Origin of the sequence: Arenibacter algicola (genome assembly GCF_018860365.1) — a bacterium.
Taxonomy (GTDB): domain Bacteria; phylum Bacteroidota; class Bacteroidia; order Flavobacteriales; family Flavobacteriaceae; genus Arenibacter; species Arenibacter algicola_B.
Genome location: NZ_JAHKPO010000014.1, coordinates 310,020 through 327,488 on the forward strand (window position 1 = coordinate 310,020; position 17,469 = coordinate 327,488).

Annotated in this window: 17 protein-coding genes; 3 read left to right on the forward strand and 14 right to left on the reverse strand. The window is 39.5% G+C overall.

Going from position 1 to position 17,469, the window contains the following annotated elements:
• Positions 1-134 precede the first annotated feature (134 nt).
• Positions 135-617 carry a hypothetical protein gene (locus tag KO529_RS12605; RefSeq protein WP_215948233.1) on the forward strand — a complete coding sequence of 161 codons (483 nt, stop codon included), beginning with the start codon at positions 135-137 and terminating at the stop codon, positions 615-617.
• 11 nt (positions 618-628) lie between these two features.
• Here the strand turns inward: KO529_RS12605 and KO529_RS12610 are convergent, their stop codons facing one another.
• Both KO529_RS12610 and KO529_RS12615 read right to left on the reverse strand, forming a co-directional pair.
• Positions 629-2,098, reverse strand: a complete 1,470-nt coding sequence (locus KO529_RS12610) for a magnesium chelatase (RefSeq protein ID WP_215948234.1) — start codon at positions 2,096-2,098, stop codon at positions 629-631.
• Between the two features lie 91 nt (positions 2,099-2,189).
• On the reverse strand, positions 2,190-3,332 hold the full coding sequence (locus tag KO529_RS12615) for a vWA domain-containing protein (protein WP_215948235.1): 1,143 nt from the start codon (positions 3,330-3,332) through the stop codon (positions 2,190-2,192).
• Positions 3,333-3,409: 77 nt separating this feature from the next.
• Between KO529_RS12615 and KO529_RS12620 the strand changes: the two genes are divergently transcribed.
• Positions 3,410-4,225, forward strand: coding sequence for a DUF1853 family protein (locus KO529_RS12620; protein ID WP_215948236.1), 816 nt, complete (start codon positions 3,410-3,412; stop codon positions 4,223-4,225).
• 127 nt (positions 4,226-4,352) lie between these two features.
• Positions 4,353-4,742: a hypothetical protein gene (locus KO529_RS12625; RefSeq protein WP_215948237.1), complete on the forward strand. Its 390-nt coding sequence runs from the start codon at positions 4,353-4,355 to the stop codon at positions 4,740-4,742.
• A gap of 120 nt (positions 4,743-4,862) precedes the next feature.
• On the opposite strand, the gene KO529_RS12630 is transcribed toward KO529_RS12625, so the two are convergent.
• The 12 genes from KO529_RS12630 to KO529_RS12685 form a co-directional block, all read right to left on the reverse strand.
• The gene (locus KO529_RS12630) at positions 4,863-6,275 is read right to left on the reverse strand and encodes a Gfo/Idh/MocA family protein (RefSeq protein WP_215948238.1); all 1,413 of its coding nucleotides are present in this window, start codon (positions 6,273-6,275) and stop codon (positions 4,863-4,865) included.
• A gap of 127 nt (positions 6,276-6,402) precedes the next feature.
• Positions 6,403-7,023, reverse strand: coding sequence for a bifunctional phosphoribosyl-AMP cyclohydrolase/phosphoribosyl-ATP diphosphatase HisIE (gene hisIE, locus KO529_RS12635; protein WP_215948572.1), 621 nt, complete (start codon positions 7,021-7,023; stop codon positions 6,403-6,405).
• 22 nt (positions 7,024-7,045) lie between these two features.
• Entirely contained in the window at positions 7,046-7,801 is a 756-nt protein-coding gene (gene hisF, locus KO529_RS12640; protein ID WP_215948239.1) for an imidazole glycerol phosphate synthase subunit HisF, read from the reverse strand.
• Between the two features lie 95 nt (positions 7,802-7,896).
• Positions 7,897-8,625, reverse strand: a complete 729-nt coding sequence (hisA, locus tag KO529_RS12645; protein WP_215948240.1) for a 1-(5-phosphoribosyl)-5-[(5-phosphoribosylamino)methylideneamino]imidazole-4-carboxamide isomerase — start codon at positions 8,623-8,625, stop codon at positions 7,897-7,899.
• Between the two features lie 34 nt (positions 8,626-8,659).
• Positions 8,660-9,256, reverse strand: a complete 597-nt coding sequence (gene hisH, locus KO529_RS12650) for an imidazole glycerol phosphate synthase subunit HisH (protein WP_215948241.1) — start codon at positions 9,254-9,256, stop codon at positions 8,660-8,662.
• A gap of 107 nt (positions 9,257-9,363) precedes the next feature.
• A complete protein-coding gene (gene hisB, locus KO529_RS12655) occupies positions 9,364-10,542 on the reverse strand; it encodes a bifunctional histidinol-phosphatase/imidazoleglycerol-phosphate dehydratase HisB (protein ID WP_215948242.1) in 1,179 nt (392 codons plus the stop codon).
• A gap of 4 nt (positions 10,543-10,546) precedes the next feature.
• Positions 10,547-11,605: a histidinol-phosphate transaminase gene (gene hisC, locus KO529_RS12660; RefSeq protein ID WP_215948243.1), complete on the reverse strand. Its 1,059-nt coding sequence runs from the start codon at positions 11,603-11,605 to the stop codon at positions 10,547-10,549.
• Positions 11,606-11,673: 68 nt separating this feature from the next.
• Positions 11,674-12,957 (reverse strand): histidinol dehydrogenase, encoded by a 1,284-nt coding sequence (gene hisD / locus KO529_RS12665; RefSeq protein WP_215948244.1) that lies wholly within the window; start codon positions 12,955-12,957, stop codon positions 11,674-11,676.
• A gap of 2 nt (positions 12,958-12,959) precedes the next feature.
• Positions 12,960-13,391 carry a GNAT family N-acetyltransferase gene (locus KO529_RS12670; RefSeq protein WP_215948245.1) on the reverse strand — a complete coding sequence of 144 codons (432 nt, stop codon included), beginning with the start codon at positions 13,389-13,391 and terminating at the stop codon, positions 12,960-12,962.
• Between the two features lie 7 nt (positions 13,392-13,398).
• Positions 13,399-14,256: an ATP phosphoribosyltransferase gene (hisG, locus tag KO529_RS12675; protein ID WP_215948246.1), complete on the reverse strand. Its 858-nt coding sequence runs from the start codon at positions 14,254-14,256 to the stop codon at positions 13,399-13,401.
• Positions 14,257-14,497: 241 nt separating this feature from the next.
• Positions 14,498-15,313 carry a prohibitin family protein gene (locus KO529_RS12680; RefSeq protein WP_215948247.1) on the reverse strand — a complete coding sequence of 272 codons (816 nt, stop codon included), beginning with the start codon at positions 15,311-15,313 and terminating at the stop codon, positions 14,498-14,500.
• A gap of 12 nt (positions 15,314-15,325) precedes the next feature.
• Positions 15,326-17,362 (reverse strand): VWA domain-containing protein, encoded by a 2,037-nt coding sequence (locus KO529_RS12685; RefSeq protein ID WP_252734390.1) that lies wholly within the window; start codon positions 17,360-17,362, stop codon positions 15,326-15,328.
• Between the last annotated feature and the right edge of the window lie 107 nt (positions 17,363-17,469).

A 17,469-nucleotide genomic window follows, 5' to 3' on the forward strand; every position in this document is an offset into this window, starting at 1 on the left:
GTGCTTTTTGGTACTTCGTCCGAGCCCCCTTTTTTCTATCTTAAATTTCTATATATTCAACGAAATTTTGCATATCGAGTAGGAATTTAATTGTAATTATGTTGAAAATTGTCCTATAATCTTAAACCTTAATTATGGAAAATTCCGTTAAACGAACCACTCCCCAAATTAATATTATCCTGACCATTGTTTCCCTGTTGTCCTTAATAATCCTTGGTTTTTATAGCATGTACGGGAATACCTTTGTTTTTAATAAATTGGGGAGTTATATCTTTCCGTTGTTGACAATGATCCACTTTCTTTATTTATATGTATTATGGTTTAAGATAACAGAAAAGGAATATCCTGATATGATCATGAAAAATATTGAGTATGTGATGTATGGAATCCTATTGGCCTATGGATATAATATTTATGAAACCTTTTTAATACTTGGTTCCCAAAATGAATTTCAGGACCATGTTATACCAAGTTCTTTCGTCCCTATGGGCTTCTTGATTATTGCATTACAAACCCTGTTGGTGCTACTTACCGTTTGGTCCTTTGTCATAAGAAAACGGATAGTAGGCAAATATGATTTTGATTACTTGAACAATCACATTGATGCCTGGGAGTAAGCTTCTATATATTACAATCCTCTTATAAAGCTACCGTAAACATCTTTTATCTGATACCCTATTGTATAACGCTGTTTGCTCAATTTTTTATGGGCAACAAGTCCCCACAATAGCAATTCCTTTAGAAAATAGGTATCTTCCTTTTTAATGTCAGGTTGGTATTTAACGATCAATTGTTGAAGTGGAATAATGCTATCTAGCTTTTCCTTGTATTCCTTATCAGTGGCATCATCCAACAAATCAAAACCTTCCCCATCAAAAAACCAACTTACCAATTCATCATAAGGCCCTTCCGCATCCTTGCGTTCCAATTTATCAATTTTGGGGAAATAATTTAGGAAGAGGGACTTTACGGCATCTTCGATCAATATTTCCGCTACACTGCCCGAACCTTCCTGTTCCCCTTCATAAACCAATTCTATCTTACCGATAATAGAAGGAATAACCCCCATAAAATCGCTTAGTCTTACCATAGTAGTTTCTTGGCCATTCTTCAACACCCTTCTTTCAGCGGTGCTCATTAGGTTTTCGAAGGAAGTTATGCTCATCCTGGCGCTTATACCACTTTTGGCATCTACATATTCACTTTCCCGGGCTTCCCTGCTTATTTGTTCTAAGAGATCTTTTGCCAAATCAGGGACATAAATGGCCTCGCTTTGGCGTTTATCCAATTTCGATTCCTGTTCCGTAATTTTACGTGCGGTTTCAATGTCCTCAGGATAGTGCGTTAAAATCTGGGACCCTATCCTATCTTTTAAAGGGGTTACAATACTACCCCTATTGGTATAGTCTTCAGGGTTTGCGGTAAATACAAACTGCAGGTCCAAAGGCAATCGAAGCTTAAACCCCCTTATTTGTATGTCGCCCTCCTGTAGGATATTAAAAAGGGAGACCTGTATCCTTGCCTGTAGATCCGGCAGTTCATTGATTACAAAAATACAACGGTTGGCACGTGGGATCATTCCAAAATGTATAACCCTGTCATCTGCATAGGACAACTTTAGGTTGGCGGCTTTAATGGGGTCAACATCGCCAATTAAATCGGCCACGGTTACGTCTGGTGTAGCCAATTTTTCATAGAATCGATCACTTCTGTGCAGCCAGGAAATAGGCGTTAAGTCGCCGTGTTCCTTTATAGTTTCAATGGCAAACCGTGAGATTGGACTCAAAGGGTCATCATTTATCTCCGAACCGGAGACTATTGGAATATACTCGTCCAACAAATTAACCATTAGCCTTGCCAAACGTGTTTTGGCTTGGCCCCTAAGCCCTAATAAATTAATGTTGTGCCTAGATAATATAGCTCTTTCCAGTTCGGGAACTACGGAATTTTCATATCCCCATACTCCAGGAAATGTAATTTCATCCGACTTTATTTTGTCAATAAGATTTGCCCTTAACTCATCCTTTATTTTTTTTGTTTTGTATCCTGCCTTTCTAAGTTCTCCTAGGTTGGTAATTTCCTTATGATTCAATTTCATATGTAAAAATTTATATTTTGGTCTCCCTATCTATTTGGGTACTACAGGGAACGGAGCTTAATAGCTTTTACCAATTTTTGTTTTTTATTAATTATCCCTTTAATCTTTTTCTCCTATTTTGTTCGTAATCCTCAAAAATCATTTCACCAAGTCCCTTTAAGCCGGTAAAGAAAGCCTTCCCCTTATTGGCTTCCGTAAAATGCCTCACAAATTGTGTTAAATACGGGTCTTTGGCAATCATAAAGGTGGTTATGGGAATATGGAGTTTTCTGGCCTGTCTGGCCATGTTGTAGCATTTCTCAACGATATAATCATCCAAGCCCACACTGTTTTTATAATAGGTGCCATCAGCCAATCGAATGCAGCTGGGTTTACCATCGGTAATCATAAATATCTGTTTGTTCGTATTTCGCTTTCTACGGAGCATGTCCATCGCCAATTGCAATCCTGCAACGGTATTGGTATGATAGGGCCCCACTTTTAGATAAGGCAGATCCTTTATTGGAATGGGCCAGGCATCATTGCCAAAAACCAAAATCTCCAAGGTGTCCTTCGGATAACGGGTCGTAATCAGTTCTGCCAAGGCCATGGCGACCTTTTTTGCCGGCGTAATGCGGTCTTCCCCATAGAGTATCATACTATGGCTAATGTCTATCATTAAGACCGTACTCATTTGAGCTTTAAATTGGGTATCCTCTACTACTAAATCCTCTTCACTTAAATGGAAATTACCGATACCATGATTTATCTGGGCATTTTTTAAACTCTCCGTCATGGAAATCCGCTCTAAACTGTCGCCAAATCTATATTCCCTGAATTCTCCCATATGTTCATCCCCCCTACCCGATAAACCGGTTTTATGGTTGCCCGAGCCACTGCGTTTGATCTTGCCAAAAATTTGATTCAAGGCCGCTTGCCTAATAATGCGTTCCATTTTGGCGGTTATGGACAAATCTGCCTTTTGTTCCCCCGAACCGTCGCCATCACCATCCTTAGGTTCTTCCTTAAGAAATCCCTTGGCCTTGAGGTCCTCTATAAAATCATCAATGGTATAATTCTCATCGGTAAGTTCATATTCCTTGTCCAGCTCCCTTAACCAATCCAAAGCCTCATCCACATCTCCCGAAGTATGTGTAATCAGTTCCTTGAAAATATCAAAAAGCTTTTCGAAAGGAGTTTGCTCTGGGGCTTCATAGTTGGAAAATCGAAACCCTTTTCTTTTATTATCAGCCATACTATAAAATTACTTAATTTGGTCTAGACCATTTCCTTTTTAAAGAAAACTTAACGGTTTACCTATATTAGTACCGCTTGGATCATAAAAACCTTTCATATTACAGGGCATTTTTTAACACTCCTTCCCTTTGGACAGGAGAATTGGACGGTTTGAAGCAATTTGTGTTTCCAGAAATATATTTTGAAAATTTGGATATGGGATTAATACCCTCCAATATAAGGTTGGGGCATAAAATAGAACACATTTTTCTAAAGCTTATCCAACATTCAGGGCAATACAAAGTAATAGCGCACAACATTCCCATAAGGAGGGATAAAGTAAGTTTAGGGGAAATAGATTTCTTATTGCAAGATGTTGATAGTCAAGAATATATTCATATTGAATTAACGTATAAGTTTTATGTAATATCTGAGGTAGCAACGAATATTGAGGGCCAATTGATAGGGCCCAATCAACGCGATTCCTTTCAAGCCAAGAAAGACAGGATCATAAATCATCAGATTCCACTTTTGAAGACACCGGAAGCCACATCTGTGCTGCAACGGTTTAATATAGAAACTTCGGAACTATTGCATCAGGTTTGCTTTAAATCCCAATTATTTATCCCTTATATGGCAAATAATTTGGATTTGGCCCCATTTAATTCCAATTGTATAAGTGGTAGGTGGATTCCTTTCCAAAAATTTAATTCCCCTTGGTTTTTTGAACACCGTTACTATTTACCCTCCAAGCAAGAATGGCTTCTGGACCCGCATCAAGGAGTTAATTGGCTTAGCCATAAAGATATGCTGGAATTGATTTCAATTGGATTGGAAAATAAAAATTCGCCATTATTATGGATGAAATCATCTGATTTTACCATTGAAAAACTTTTCATTGTTTGGTGGTAAAACCTATTAAATTTGGAGGAAATAAGGGAGGTGTAAAACCTGTGTAAAAATAACAGAAATGGGTTGGGTCGGCAATATCGGGTTTAAAGTTTCGTTTTTTCAAGACAAATCATAAAACCCCGCACTTATGAAAAAAGTTTATTTGTTGTTCTTTTCATTGTTTGTTTTTTCAATGGCACAGGCAAAGGACGATTGTGAATTAATTTATTCTACCGCTTCCTATGCCCTGAATCATGCCAAAAGTGCATTAAAGGCGAACAACTATGATCATCAGAAATACTATTCAGGCAAGGCCTTGGAGTCCTACGAAAAACTTTTTAAGCTATTGGAAGGGAGTCAATGTGAAGGACTTTCAGAAAAAGTTCAGGACATTATAGCAGATGCCTTAAAGGCTGCGGACCCTGCTGACTGGGATAGAGGACGTTACTATAGTAAAAAGGTATTCACAAGTACCCAAGACCTAATAAGCCATATGGATAGTAGGACTGAGGTTGCAGGAGTGGACAGTACAGATTAGTTTTTTGGGTATTTTACCCATTCTTATATTAAATAAAAAGTCATTGTATACCGGTTCAACTTAATATTACGTTGTCCAAGTAAGCAATGACTTTTTCTTTTTTTTTGTTCCGTAGAATTCTTAGCCGACGATATCCAAAGGCGCTGTGGTTTTCCAATTGCCCCGTGTAAAATCCGGAAACTCTTGGGGTGCACCGTTTTGGGCCACGGATACCTCGCTCAAAGTTCCTACAGCACTCCAATAACAGCCTTCGTATACGTTCTGATCTAAAGGAAGGCCATTGCGTAGGCACTCGATGATCCGATACCTCATTATGAAGTCCATTCCCCCATGTCCGCCCATTTTGGTAGCCAATTCTCCCAAGCGCACATACAATGGATGTTCATATTTTTCAAAAATCTTCTGCAATTGCTCTCCTTCTGCCCATTCGTGGTGGTTATCCGGGCCACCTTCAACCCCTCCTTCCAGGGCAATCCGGGTCGGGAAGCCTGTCAGGGTTCCTTTTGTTCCTTGAATGAGATTATGTCTAGTATAAGGTCTGGGGCTTGTTTCATCCCATTGTACCATAATAGTCCTGCCCATGTTTGTTTTAACTATTGAGGTATTTATATCCCCACCTTTGAAATCCAACTTATTCCATTTGTGGTCTGCTGGAAAATTCTTGGCAGCGTATAGATTACGTCCTTTTCCGGGAGAAGAGAAAGAGTTTATAAATTTAAAATTATCTTCTCCCCGGGCTAAATTCATATATTGGGCAACAGGTCCCAATCCATGTGTAGGATAAAGATTGCCATCGCGATTGGCATAATGATAGGTACGCCAAGATCCGGTACCGCGTTCCACCGAATTCATTTGACCTCTTAATTCGTGGATGTAGGCAGCTTCTCCGTGGAGTAACTCCCCAATAACACCTTGTCGGCACATATTTAAGTAAAGGAGTTCTTCCCTACCGTAGTTGACGTTTTCCATCATCATACAGTGCTTTTGGGTTTTTTCCGAGGTATCCACAATATCCCACATCTCCTGTATGGTTAGAGCAAGAGGAACTTCAACAAAAACATGGGCCCCACTTTTCATAGCTTCAATGGCCATGGGGGCGTGCAATTCCCATGGGGTACAGACGAAAACCGCATCAGGTTTTTCCTTTTTTAGCATTTTTTTCCAATCGTCTTCACCATTGGTATACAGCTTTATCTTCTTGTGACGGGTCCCTGCACCGTTCTCCGTACATACCTTCGCAGATTTCTCGGCCAAATCTTGGTACAAATCACTGATAGCCACTACCTCTGTTCCTTCAATGGCCGCAATCTGTTGTGCATGCCCGGAACCCCGGGCACCTACCCCGATAAAAGCACATTTTACTGTTTCCAATTTAGGAGCAGAAAATCCACCCATATACATGGCGCCAGATAAAGATGCCGGAATATTATACGGCTTGTTGCCAGTGATTGAATTGGACCATGCCGGGGTCATTGCCAAACCCATACCAGCAATGGATGTTTTTCTAAGAAAATCTCTCCTATTTGATTTCATAGTCTATCATCTTGTTAATGTTATTGAATAATGCTTCCAGTTTTTGAAGATAAGTTAATTTTTTTTACAAAAAAAAACCAAGTTGGAAATTGCACAATTTTCAAGACATATGAAAAATATCCATAAATCAATGCCGAGACTTCAAAACATTAACTATGTCTTGAAGTTTAAATCCTTTTGCCTGTAGCAATATTAGGTAATGGAACAAAAGATCGGCACTTTCATCCTTAAACAGCTTGTCGTTGTCGTCTTTGGCCTCAATTACGACCTCTACGGCCTCTTCGCCTACTTTCTGTGCAACTTTATTGATGCCGCTCTTAAATAGAGAGGAAACATAGCTAGGCTTTGCTCCTACTGGAATTTCTACCTTTCCTTCAGCTTGTTCTTTTCTGTTTTGGATAATATTTTCCAATTCAGAAATAAATCCAAAGGAAGTACTGTTTTCTTGGCCCCAGCAGGTATCGGTTCCTTTGTGACAAGTTGGTCCAACAGGATCTACCATGACCAATAGGGTGTCATTGTCGCAATCCAGTTTAATATCCACAAGATTCAAAAAATTTCCGCTTTCCTCCCCTTTGGTCCATAATCTTTTTTTGGTTCGACTAAAGAAGGTTACTTTACGGCTATCCACTGTTTTTTTGTAGGCCTCTTGGTTCATGTAACCGAGCATAAGTACATTTTTGGTAAGTGCATCCTGGACTATGGCCGGTACTAGGCCATCGTTATTTTTGTTAAAGTCTATGTTCATGATTTTGGATTCCATAATGGTTTTATAATCTAACCGGTATATTATTTCTTTTTAACTCTTCTTTCAAGTCCTTAATCTCAATTTCCTTGAAGTGAAAAACGCTTGCCGCCAAAGCTGCATCGGCCTTGCCTTCAATAAATGTATCCGTGAAATGTTGCATATTTCCTGCGCCGCCCGATGCTATTATGGGAATATTCAATTCGGTGGATAATTTGGCCAAAGCTTCATTGGCAAACCCATCCTTAGTACCATCATGGTTCATGGAGGTAAATAGGATTTCTCCGGCCCCACGGTCTTCCACTTCCTTTGCCCAGGTGAATAGATTTAGCGTTGTAGGCACCTTCCCTCCTACCAAGTGAACAATCCATTCCCCATTTATTTGTTTGGCATCTATGGCTACAACTATACATTGGGAACCAAATTTGGCTACTAGGTCATTGATCAATTGAGGATTTTTTACGGCCGATGAATTTATGGATACTTTATCCGCTCCGTTGTGCAGCAAAATATCCACATCTTCCACTGAAGAAATACCACCGCCTACAGTAAACGGAATATTCACTTTTTCGGCAACGCGCAGCACTAAATCGGCCAATGTTCTCCTCCTTTCCTCCGTAGCGGAAATATCTAGGAAAACAAGCTCGTCCGCTCCGGTTTTGGCATAGATTTCAGCCAATTCCACAGGGTCCCCTGCATCTCGCAGATCTACAAAGTTTATCCCCTTTACCGTTCTACCATTTTTAATATCCAAACAAGGGATTATTCTTTTTGTTAACATTGGGTAATTTTATTTTTGTCTTTGGAGATGAATCCAGTTATTATCTTCAATGCTATTACTAGCTTGCCCCGTTATACTACTACAGGATTTATTGGTTAAATGTTTAGAATGAACTTTTCCAATTGTTTTAAACTAATTCTATTTTCATAAATGGCCTTTCCAATTATAGTTCCTTCGCAGCCCAACTCCGCCAATTTAGGGAGTTCGTCATAAGTTGAAATACCGCCACTGGCTATAAGTAATAGTTTAGGTCCACATTCTTCCAAAATCTTGCGGTACAAATCAAAAGAAGGGCCTTCCAACATGCCATCTTTACTAATATCGGTACAGATAACCCCTCTGATTCCTTCTTTTTGATACCCCTGTATAAAGGGTACCAACTCCTCCTGTGATTCTTCCATCCAACCGGATACGGCAACCATCTCATCCTTGGCATCCGCTCCTAGAATAATCTTCTCGGGACTGTATTTGTTGATCCAAGAGATAAATGTTTCCCTGTCCTTTACGGCAATACTCCCTCCTGTAATTTGATTGGCCCCACTTTCAAACGCTATTCTTAGATCCTCATCTGTCTTGAGTCCACCCCCGAAATCTATTTTTAAGTTGGTATTGGAGGCTATTTTTTCCAGTACTTTATGATTTACGATGTGCTTGGATTTGGCACCGTCCAGGTCTACTAAGTGTAGGTATTCTATACCATGGGCTTCAAACTCCTTTGCAACCTCCAAGGGATTCTCATTGTAAATTTTCTTGGTGTCATAGTCTCCCTTGGAAAGTCTAACACATTTTCCTTCAATGATGTCTATTGCAGGTATTATTCTCATTTTTGTTTTTAATTAAGTCCCTATTGGTATTTATTTATACTTGGGTCTCTATGGTTTCGATAAAATTTCTAAGAATCTGTTCCCCTACTTCACTGCTCTTTTCTGGGTGAAATTGGGTTCCATAAAAATTATCCTTTTTTAAAGCAGCACTATATCCCAACCCATATTCGGCTTCGGCAATGGTTTCTTCGCACAAAGGGGCATAAAAACTGTGAACTAAATAAATATGCTCTTTTTCTTTCACGTTCTTGAATAAATCGGATTTCAAATTGGTAATTTGATTCCATCCAATTTGTGGAACTTTTACGTCTTTGGAAAATCTAACCACATCTACATCAAAAATACCAAGGCCCTGTGTATCTCCTTCTTCAGAGGAATGACACATTAATTGCATCCCCAGACAAATTCCCAAAACCGGCTGTTTTAATTTGGGTATAATCTGGTCCAATTTACTTTCGCGCAATTTTTTCATGGCACTACTGGCTTCCCCAACGCCAGGAAAAATAACTTTATCGGCCGCCATAATTTCATCTGCATCTTTGCTCAAGATAGCTTCGTAGCCCAAGCGTTGAAAGGCAAATTTAATGCTCTGTATATTTCCTGCTCCGTAATCTATAATTACTATTTTCATTTTCTTTGTCCTTTGGACATATTTTTTGCCCACTAAGTGAGATTTGAATGCCCCAACGCTTGCCTGCCCATTACTTTAAGGTAGGCTTGCCCTGAGGTAATCGAATTTTATAATACTCCTTTGGTACTCGGTAGCACCATTTTTTCTACATCGCGTTTCACAGCCATCTTAATGGCTTTGGCAAATGCTTTGAAAATCGCCTCGATCTTATGGTGTTCGTTCTTGCCTTCGGCCTTGATATTAAGGTTGGCCTTAGCCCCATCTGTAAACGATTTAAAGAAATGATAAAACATTTCCGTAGGCATTTTGCCTATCATCTCCCTTTTAAATTCTGTTTCCCACACCAGCCAGTTTCGTCCACCGAAATCTATGGCTGCCTGTGCCAAACAGTCATCCATGGGCAAACAGAAACCATATCGCTCTATGCCCAATTTATTGCCCAGGGCTTTATGGAAAACCTCTCCCAGCGCTATGGCAGTATCTTCAATAGTATGGTGTTCATCTACTTCCAGATCTCCCTTAACCTTGATTTCCAGATCCATTTGGCCATGACGCGCCAATTGATCCAACATATGATCAAAGAAGTCCAATCCGGTACTGATATCACTTTTGCCGGTACCGTCCAAATTGAGTTTTATAAAAATATCGGTTTCATTGGTTTTCCGCGTTATTTCTGATACCCGGTCTTTCAGTTTTAAAAATTCGTAAATTTTCTCCCAATCATTGCTTTCCAGGGCTATGAAATTATCCAATTCCTCCCTTTTAACGGATATTTCCCCAGTCCCCAAATTGGTATTGTCATTGATAAAGATTCCTTTGGCCCCTAAATTCTTGGCCAGTTCCACATCGGTCAAGCGATCCCCTATTACAAAGGAATTGGCTAGATCATAGGCTTCGGAAAAATACTCGGTAAGCAATCCGGTTCCCGGTTTTCGGGTATTGGCATTTTCGTGGGGAAATGTCCGATCCAGAAATACCTTATCAAAAACAACACCCTCATTTTCGAAGGATTTTAGTATAAAATTATGTACCGGCCAAAAGGTATGCTCTGGAAAAATATCGGTTCCCAATCCATCCTGATTGGTAATCATCACCAATTCATAATCCAATTCCTTGGCTATTTTACCCAAATAAGTAAAGGCTTTGGGGTAAAACACCATCTTTTCAAAGGAGTCTATCTGCTCATCTACTGTTTCTTTAATGATGGTTCCGTCCCTATCTATAAAGAGCACTTTTTTCGCCTTTTGCTTCCCTTGTGGGGAATTTGTATTTGTATCCGGACTCATAGTATTATATGGTTGTTATATTCTGCAATGCACTTATCAATGTCTCATTTTCCTCCTTGGTCCCTACAGTGAACCGTAAGGTGTTTTCGCAAAGGGGCTGGGTTGTTCTGTTGCGGACAACAATACCTTTTTTTAGTAGTTGATTATATCTTTTGGTAGCATCATCCACTTTGGCCAACACAAAATTAGCGTCGGAAGGGTATATTTTTTCCACGAAATCTACTTGGCTTAATACATTAACAAGAGCCTCCCGTTCCGTTAAAATATCCGAAACCTCCAAATTAACCGCATTTGTGTCCAAAACCCTTTCCAGTGCTCTTTGCTGGGTTAATTCATTTACGTTGTACGGAGGTTTAATTTTATTCAATACTGAGATAATTTCTTCTGAAGCGTAACATGTTCCCAAGCGTATTCCGGCCATTCCATAGGCTTTGGACAAAGTTTGGGTAACTACCAGATTGGGATAGTTGGCCAATTCCGTAATCCAGCTCTTCTCACTTGAAAAGTCGATATAGGCCTCATCCACGACTACCAATCCATTAAAATTGTCCAACAACTCCCTTACGCTGCTATTGGAAAAACTATTCCCTGTTGGATTGTTTGGGGAACACAGAAATAATAATTTACTTCTGTCGTCGGCTATACTAAGTATTTTGGGCACATTGGGTTCAAAATCCTGTGTCAAAAGAACCTCCCTATTCTCCACGTTGTTAATACCTGCAAGTACCTTGTACATGCCATAGGTTGGAGGTAGGCTTATAATGTTGTCCTCTTTGGGTTCACAAAAGGCCCTAAAAATTAAATCCAGTACTTCATCGCTACCGTTGCCCAATAGAAGTTGTTGGGAAGAAACTCCTTTTCTTTCTGCCAATACCTCTTTTAAACGTCTTTGGTGCGGATCGGGATATCTATTTACCCCAGTTTCAAAAGGATTTTCATTGGCATCCAAAAATACCATCTTGGAGCCGTCCGAAACATATTCGTCCCTTGCAGAGGAATAGGGGCTCAATCCCTTTACGTTTTCCCGTACTATATTGTTGATATTGAATATTTTCGTTTTCATTCTTTTTGTGCTTTTCGCCATTTGGCACCACTTGTAAAAAGGTGATTTACCTCAATACATGGGTCCCCTTATTTTAAACTGTCCAATCTAAGCGTTACTGCATTTTTGTGAGCCTGTAACCCTTCGGCTTCGGCCATTAACTCAATGGTCTTGCCAATTTCCTGAATCCCTTTTTCAGATATTTTCTGAAAGGTCATGCTCTTCATAAAACTATCCAAGTTTACCCCGCTATACTGCTTGGCATATCCGTTGGTAGGTAGGGTGTGATTGGTTCCCGATGCGTAATCCCCCGCACTTTCCGGAGTGTAATTTCCAATAAAAACAGAACCGGCATTATAGGTTTGTCCTAAATAAAACTCCTCGTTTTGAACACATAAAATGTAATGTTCCGGCCCGTATTCATTTATTAGATCTACAGCTGTCTGTTGGTCTTCCACGAAGATCAACTTACTATTGGCGATGGCCTTTACGGCTATTTCTTTTCTGGGCAGGTCCTTAATTTGCTTGGCAACCTCCGCTTCTACCGCATCTATTAGGGTTTTTGAAGTGGACACCAAAATGACCTGACTGTCCACACCGTGTTCGGCCTGACTCAATAGATCGGAGGCCACAAATGCGGCATTGGCGGTATCATCGGCCATGACCAAAAGTTCACTGGGACCGGCTGGCATATCTATGGCGATTCCGTATTTAGTGGCAATCTGTTTGGCAACGGTAACAAATTGGTTACCCGGTCCAAATATCTTGTATACAGGAGGAATGGTTTCCGTCCCAAAAGTCATGCTGGCAATGGCTTGGATGCCGCCCACCTTGAATATTTTGGTAACGCCACATAGGTTGGCAGCATATAAAATAGCTGGATGTACTTTTCCTTCCTTGTTGGGAGGGGTACATAGAATAATTTCTTTGCATCCGGCAATATTGGCAGGAATGGCCAACATTAAAATGGTAGAAAATAAAGGGGCAGTACCCCCTGGAATATATAAGCCTACCTTCTGAATGGGCCTTTTTTCTTGCCAGCACTGTACACCATCTGCAGTCTCTACTGTAATTCTTTCGGTTTTTTGTGCCTTGTGAAATTTTTCAATATTGTTTTTAGCTTGTTGAATAGCTAATTTTAAATCATTGGAAATCAATTTGTTGGATTCCTCTATCTCCATAGATGGTACCAAAGCGTCCTGTAAGACCACCCCGTCAAACTTTTTGGTGTAGCTACTTACCACGGCATCCCCACCGGCCTTTATTTCCCTGAAGACAGAATTGACAATATCCTCGATGTCGGAGACAGATTGTGTAGGCCGTTTTAAAACGGTCTTCCATTGTGTTCTTTCCGGATTGTATATTTTGTTCATTACTATAATACTTTTTGCATGTGGTAACCTATAGCCTTATAACCTTGTTTGTTCCAAAACCGAACACCTTTCTCATTATTTATATAGCAGTTGATCTCAGCGGTATTGCATCCAATTTCCAACGCATAATTTAAAACCTGATCCAACATTAATTTCCCGACTCCAGAACTTCTATATTCTGGCAATACAAATACATTGTCCGGTTCCAGATGTTTACCTACGTATAACTTATTTAAAATCCATACCCCACAAATGCCGATCAATACTTCTTTATCATAAGCTCCCAAACATTGATATCCGTCCATGAGCATATCCTGCAATCTTTTTTTAAGGGTTTCTACAGGTACTTTATAGTTGTTGAGCATTTGTACCAAAGGCAAAATTTCATTCATATTCTCCTTTGGGATGAACCCTATTTGAAAATCAGTAGCCATAGCACTATTACAACACCATTTTTTCAATAGGGCAAACCAATATTCCTTCTGCTCCTGCTTTTTTTAGCTCTTGGATTACCTCCCAGAACTTATCCTTATTGATTACGGTATGTACGGAACTCCATCCTTCTTCTGCTAAAGGAAGTACGGTTGGACTCCTCATGCCCGGTAATAATGCGATAATATCGTTTAACTTTTCGTTTGGTGCGTTTAAAAGAACATACTTGGACTGTCTGGCACGTAATACGGATTGTATCCTGAACCTTAAGTCCTCCAACAAGACTGTCCGTTCTTGGGAAATTTGTGGAGAAACGGCCAGTACGGCTTCACTGGTCAACATTACCTCAACTTCCTTTAAATTGTTTTTAAACAGCGTACTACCACTGGAAACAATATCGCAAATGGCATCTGCCAAACCAATATTTGGGGCAATTTCTACAGAACCGTTTATAATGTGAAGATCCGCTTTTACCCCTTTGCTATCCAAATAATTCTTTACGGTATTGGGATAGGAAGTGGCAATCCTTTTACCTTCAAAATCGGTCACCGATTTGTACTTGACCGATTTTGGGACCGCCAGGGAGACTTTGCATTTGGAAAAACCAAGTTTCTCGGCGATGGAGATATCCTCACCTTTTTCTATGAGGACATTTTCGCCAATAATGGCGATATCTACGACCCCATCCCTAAGATATTGGGGAATATCCCCATTTCTAAGATAGAAAACCTCTAAAGGAAAATTTCTGGAAGAAGCCTTAAGTTGGTCTTTTCCATTGTCTATGGAAATACCACAGTCCTTTAATATTTGAAGTGAGTCTTCGTTTAATCGGCCACTTTTTTGGATCGCAATTCTAATTTTTTTCATTTTTGGTATTTTGTTTTTGGCCTGAACATATCTAACAGGTTGTTAAATACAAAACCCGTTTGATTGCTCAAACGGGTTAGAATATAGTTTAGATACAACAATACATTCCTAGCTCGCTTGATTGCAAGTGAAGAAATGATGATGATGTGTCCTGTTGTTTTTCATGATAAGGCAAAATTAAAACTATTTTTCAACCTTGGAAAATTTATACGGAACAATTTATTTTAAAATTGTTAAATTATTATTGATTCCCTAGTATAATTGGCATTCCTGATTCTCCACTTCCAATAACGATTACCTTGGCATTGGTAGATTCCGATAATTTAATAGTCGCATCAATACCCTTGTCCTGTAATATTTTGTCGGTTAAGGAAGCACTTAATATGGTATTGGCATCTGCTTTACCCTGCGCCTCAATACGCACCTTTTCAGCTTCTTTTTGTGCGGTTACCAATCTAAATTCATACTCAAGGGATTCTTGTTCCTGTTTAAGTTTACGCTCAATGGCCTCCTTAATAGTAGCTGGCAGGGTTACGTCTCTAACCAAAATTTCATTGAGCTGAATGTATTGGCCGTCAACAATTTTCTGGGTTTCTTCAAAAATCTCCTGTTGAATGGCATCCCTTTTGCTGGAATAGAGCTGTTCCGGGGTATATCTTCCAACAACACTTCTCGCTGCTGATCTGATAGTCGGCAATAATACACGTTGTACATACTCAGTGCCTTTTTCTTGGTGCAATTTTCCTAAAAATTCTCTTTTTGGCTCAAACCAGGCCGAAGCTTCCAATTTAATTTCAAGACCGTTGGACGATAATACCTGCATTTTTTCCATAAGCTCTTGTTGCCTCACCTCATATATAAATACCTTGTTCCATGGCGCTACTATTTGGAATCCCTCTCCCAGTGGTGCCTCATCGGTGACCACTCCTCCACCAAAAGTTTTGTATAGCACTCCGGCTTCCCCTGAACCAATGGTAACAGCCGATTTTGAAATTAATATTACAAGAACTATTAAGCCGAATATGGCCGGTAATGCAATTTTTGGTAATTTGTCCATTTATTATATTTATTAAGTTAATCCGTTATACTTCCTGATAAACCATTCCAGCGATAAGGCCGCAATGATAAATCCTAAAAGAAATTTAAAATCGATTAAAGGTACGACAATTTGTTTGCTTTTTTGAACAGGGACAAACTTAGAATCGGTTTCCAATGCCATTACCAAAGAGTCCATTTGATCCGGAAAGTAAAGTTTTCCCGCTGTATTGTTTGCCAGACGATTCAGTTTACTGTAATTGCTGGAAGAGAATTGTTTTTCGGCATCAAAATCCAATATGGAATAGCTACCTGACCTACTTAGGTTCTCTTTGGTTACAGTAGCAACAAAATCATATTTTCCCGGGGGTAAGTTGCTTAGGTCTGCCTCATAGTAACCATCCTTTAATAACATTGGAACTTCTAATGAGGTATTGGTGGATTTATTCTCCACTTTTATGTTGATGGATGCATTGGAATCAAAAGCAAAAGCCTCATCAAAATAATTAGCCTTTATTTTTGTTTCACTACTGTTATTGTAAATGGAACTATAATCCAATACAAATCTATTTTTACCTTTGGAGGTAGAAAGGTAAAGGATCAGTTTTCCGAGAAATGCATCAAAACTCTTAAATGTTTGATCGTTCCGGTAATTTTGAACCCTCCATTTCCATATGTTTTCCCCTACCAATATGGCATGTTTTGCCGTATCCTCTTCTGCAGTGGTCAATAAGGGTTGGTCCATATCCACCCCTTTGATGCGGACTTTTAGCAAGGGTTCTCCCCTGCCCAAAATATTCACCGGCCCTGCGTCCGATACAAGGGGCGGAAAACCTTCCAGGGAGAAATCCGAAATATCAAACTTTGAAAATGTGGCATTCTGGCTTGCAAATAATTCTTGCACTGGATAGCCTGTTTCTATAAGGAAGTTGTTTTGAATTTTGTTTACAAAATTAAGGTCGGTATACGTGCCCAATACGGTAAAAGAGTTGGAATTTCGCAATTGGATTTGTTTGTAAACCTTATCAAAAGAGGCATCGGGCTGATAGAGTATGTAAACGTCAACCTCCTGCAATTTGCTTAAATCGGTGTCAGGTCTATAAATGGAGACCAACCTTTGCTCGTTGCTCTCAATGGCTTTCTTAAGAGCGCCAATATCCGGGTGTTGGACAGTGGAAATGATGGCCACATTTGTTTTTTCGTCCAATACTTCCAAGGCCAATAATTTTTCATTGTTCACCTTATTTTTTTCATTTGGCAATGGGGTTACGGCCACCTTAATATTTTTCATCCCTACCGAATTGGCCTCTATCTGTGTGCTGACAATCTTAGTGTTGGAAACATTTGAAAACGAAACTTTTTCCTTGTATACCAATTTGTCATCCATAAAAACTTGTAACTCCGAAGAGACCTTTTCCTTGCCGTCATAAGAAATAAAAACTTCCAAGGGGAATTTATTCTTTAAAAAGGCATATCTATTGGCATTTATTTGGCTTATTGCTATATCTTCATATTTTGTGGTATCCCCCAAAACAACAGGATAAATAGGAAATTTTTGTCGCTTGCCATAAAATTCATAATCTTCTCCTATGGTCTGATTGCCATCGGAAAATAGCACTACTGCGGTATTGGTACCAGTGAATATTTCGTTTAAACTAGCCAAGGCCTTGGAAATATTGGTGCTTTTTTCTGTGAGACTAAGGCTATCGGAATTGGATAAATCCGCTCCAAATCTGTAATTGAGTATGTTGAAATTTTCGGATAATGATCCCACATTATTCTTTAATGAAGAAAGGTCGGAGATTACTTGGGTCTTATCCTCTGACGTCATTGAGGAAGAATTGTCTGCAAGTAGCACCAAATTGGGCTTTTCCAGGCTGTATTCGTTCTTGGTAAATTTTGGATTTATAAAGAGTAAAATAGTTCCGAATATGGCCGAAAAACGCAAAAAGGAAAGGATTACCTGTAGTTTTCCCTTCCTTTTACTTTTGTAGTAATATTGAAACAGTACCAGTGCCAGTGCCACTATGGCCGCAAGCAATATTAAAAGTACTGTTTGTAATTGTATCATTTATGGTCGTTGGAATTATTGCTGTGTGCTGGATACTTGATGAGCTTGGTCAGCACGGCGACAAGCCGTAACCGGGAAAAAGTATTTCTACAGCTAGTTCAAGGCCT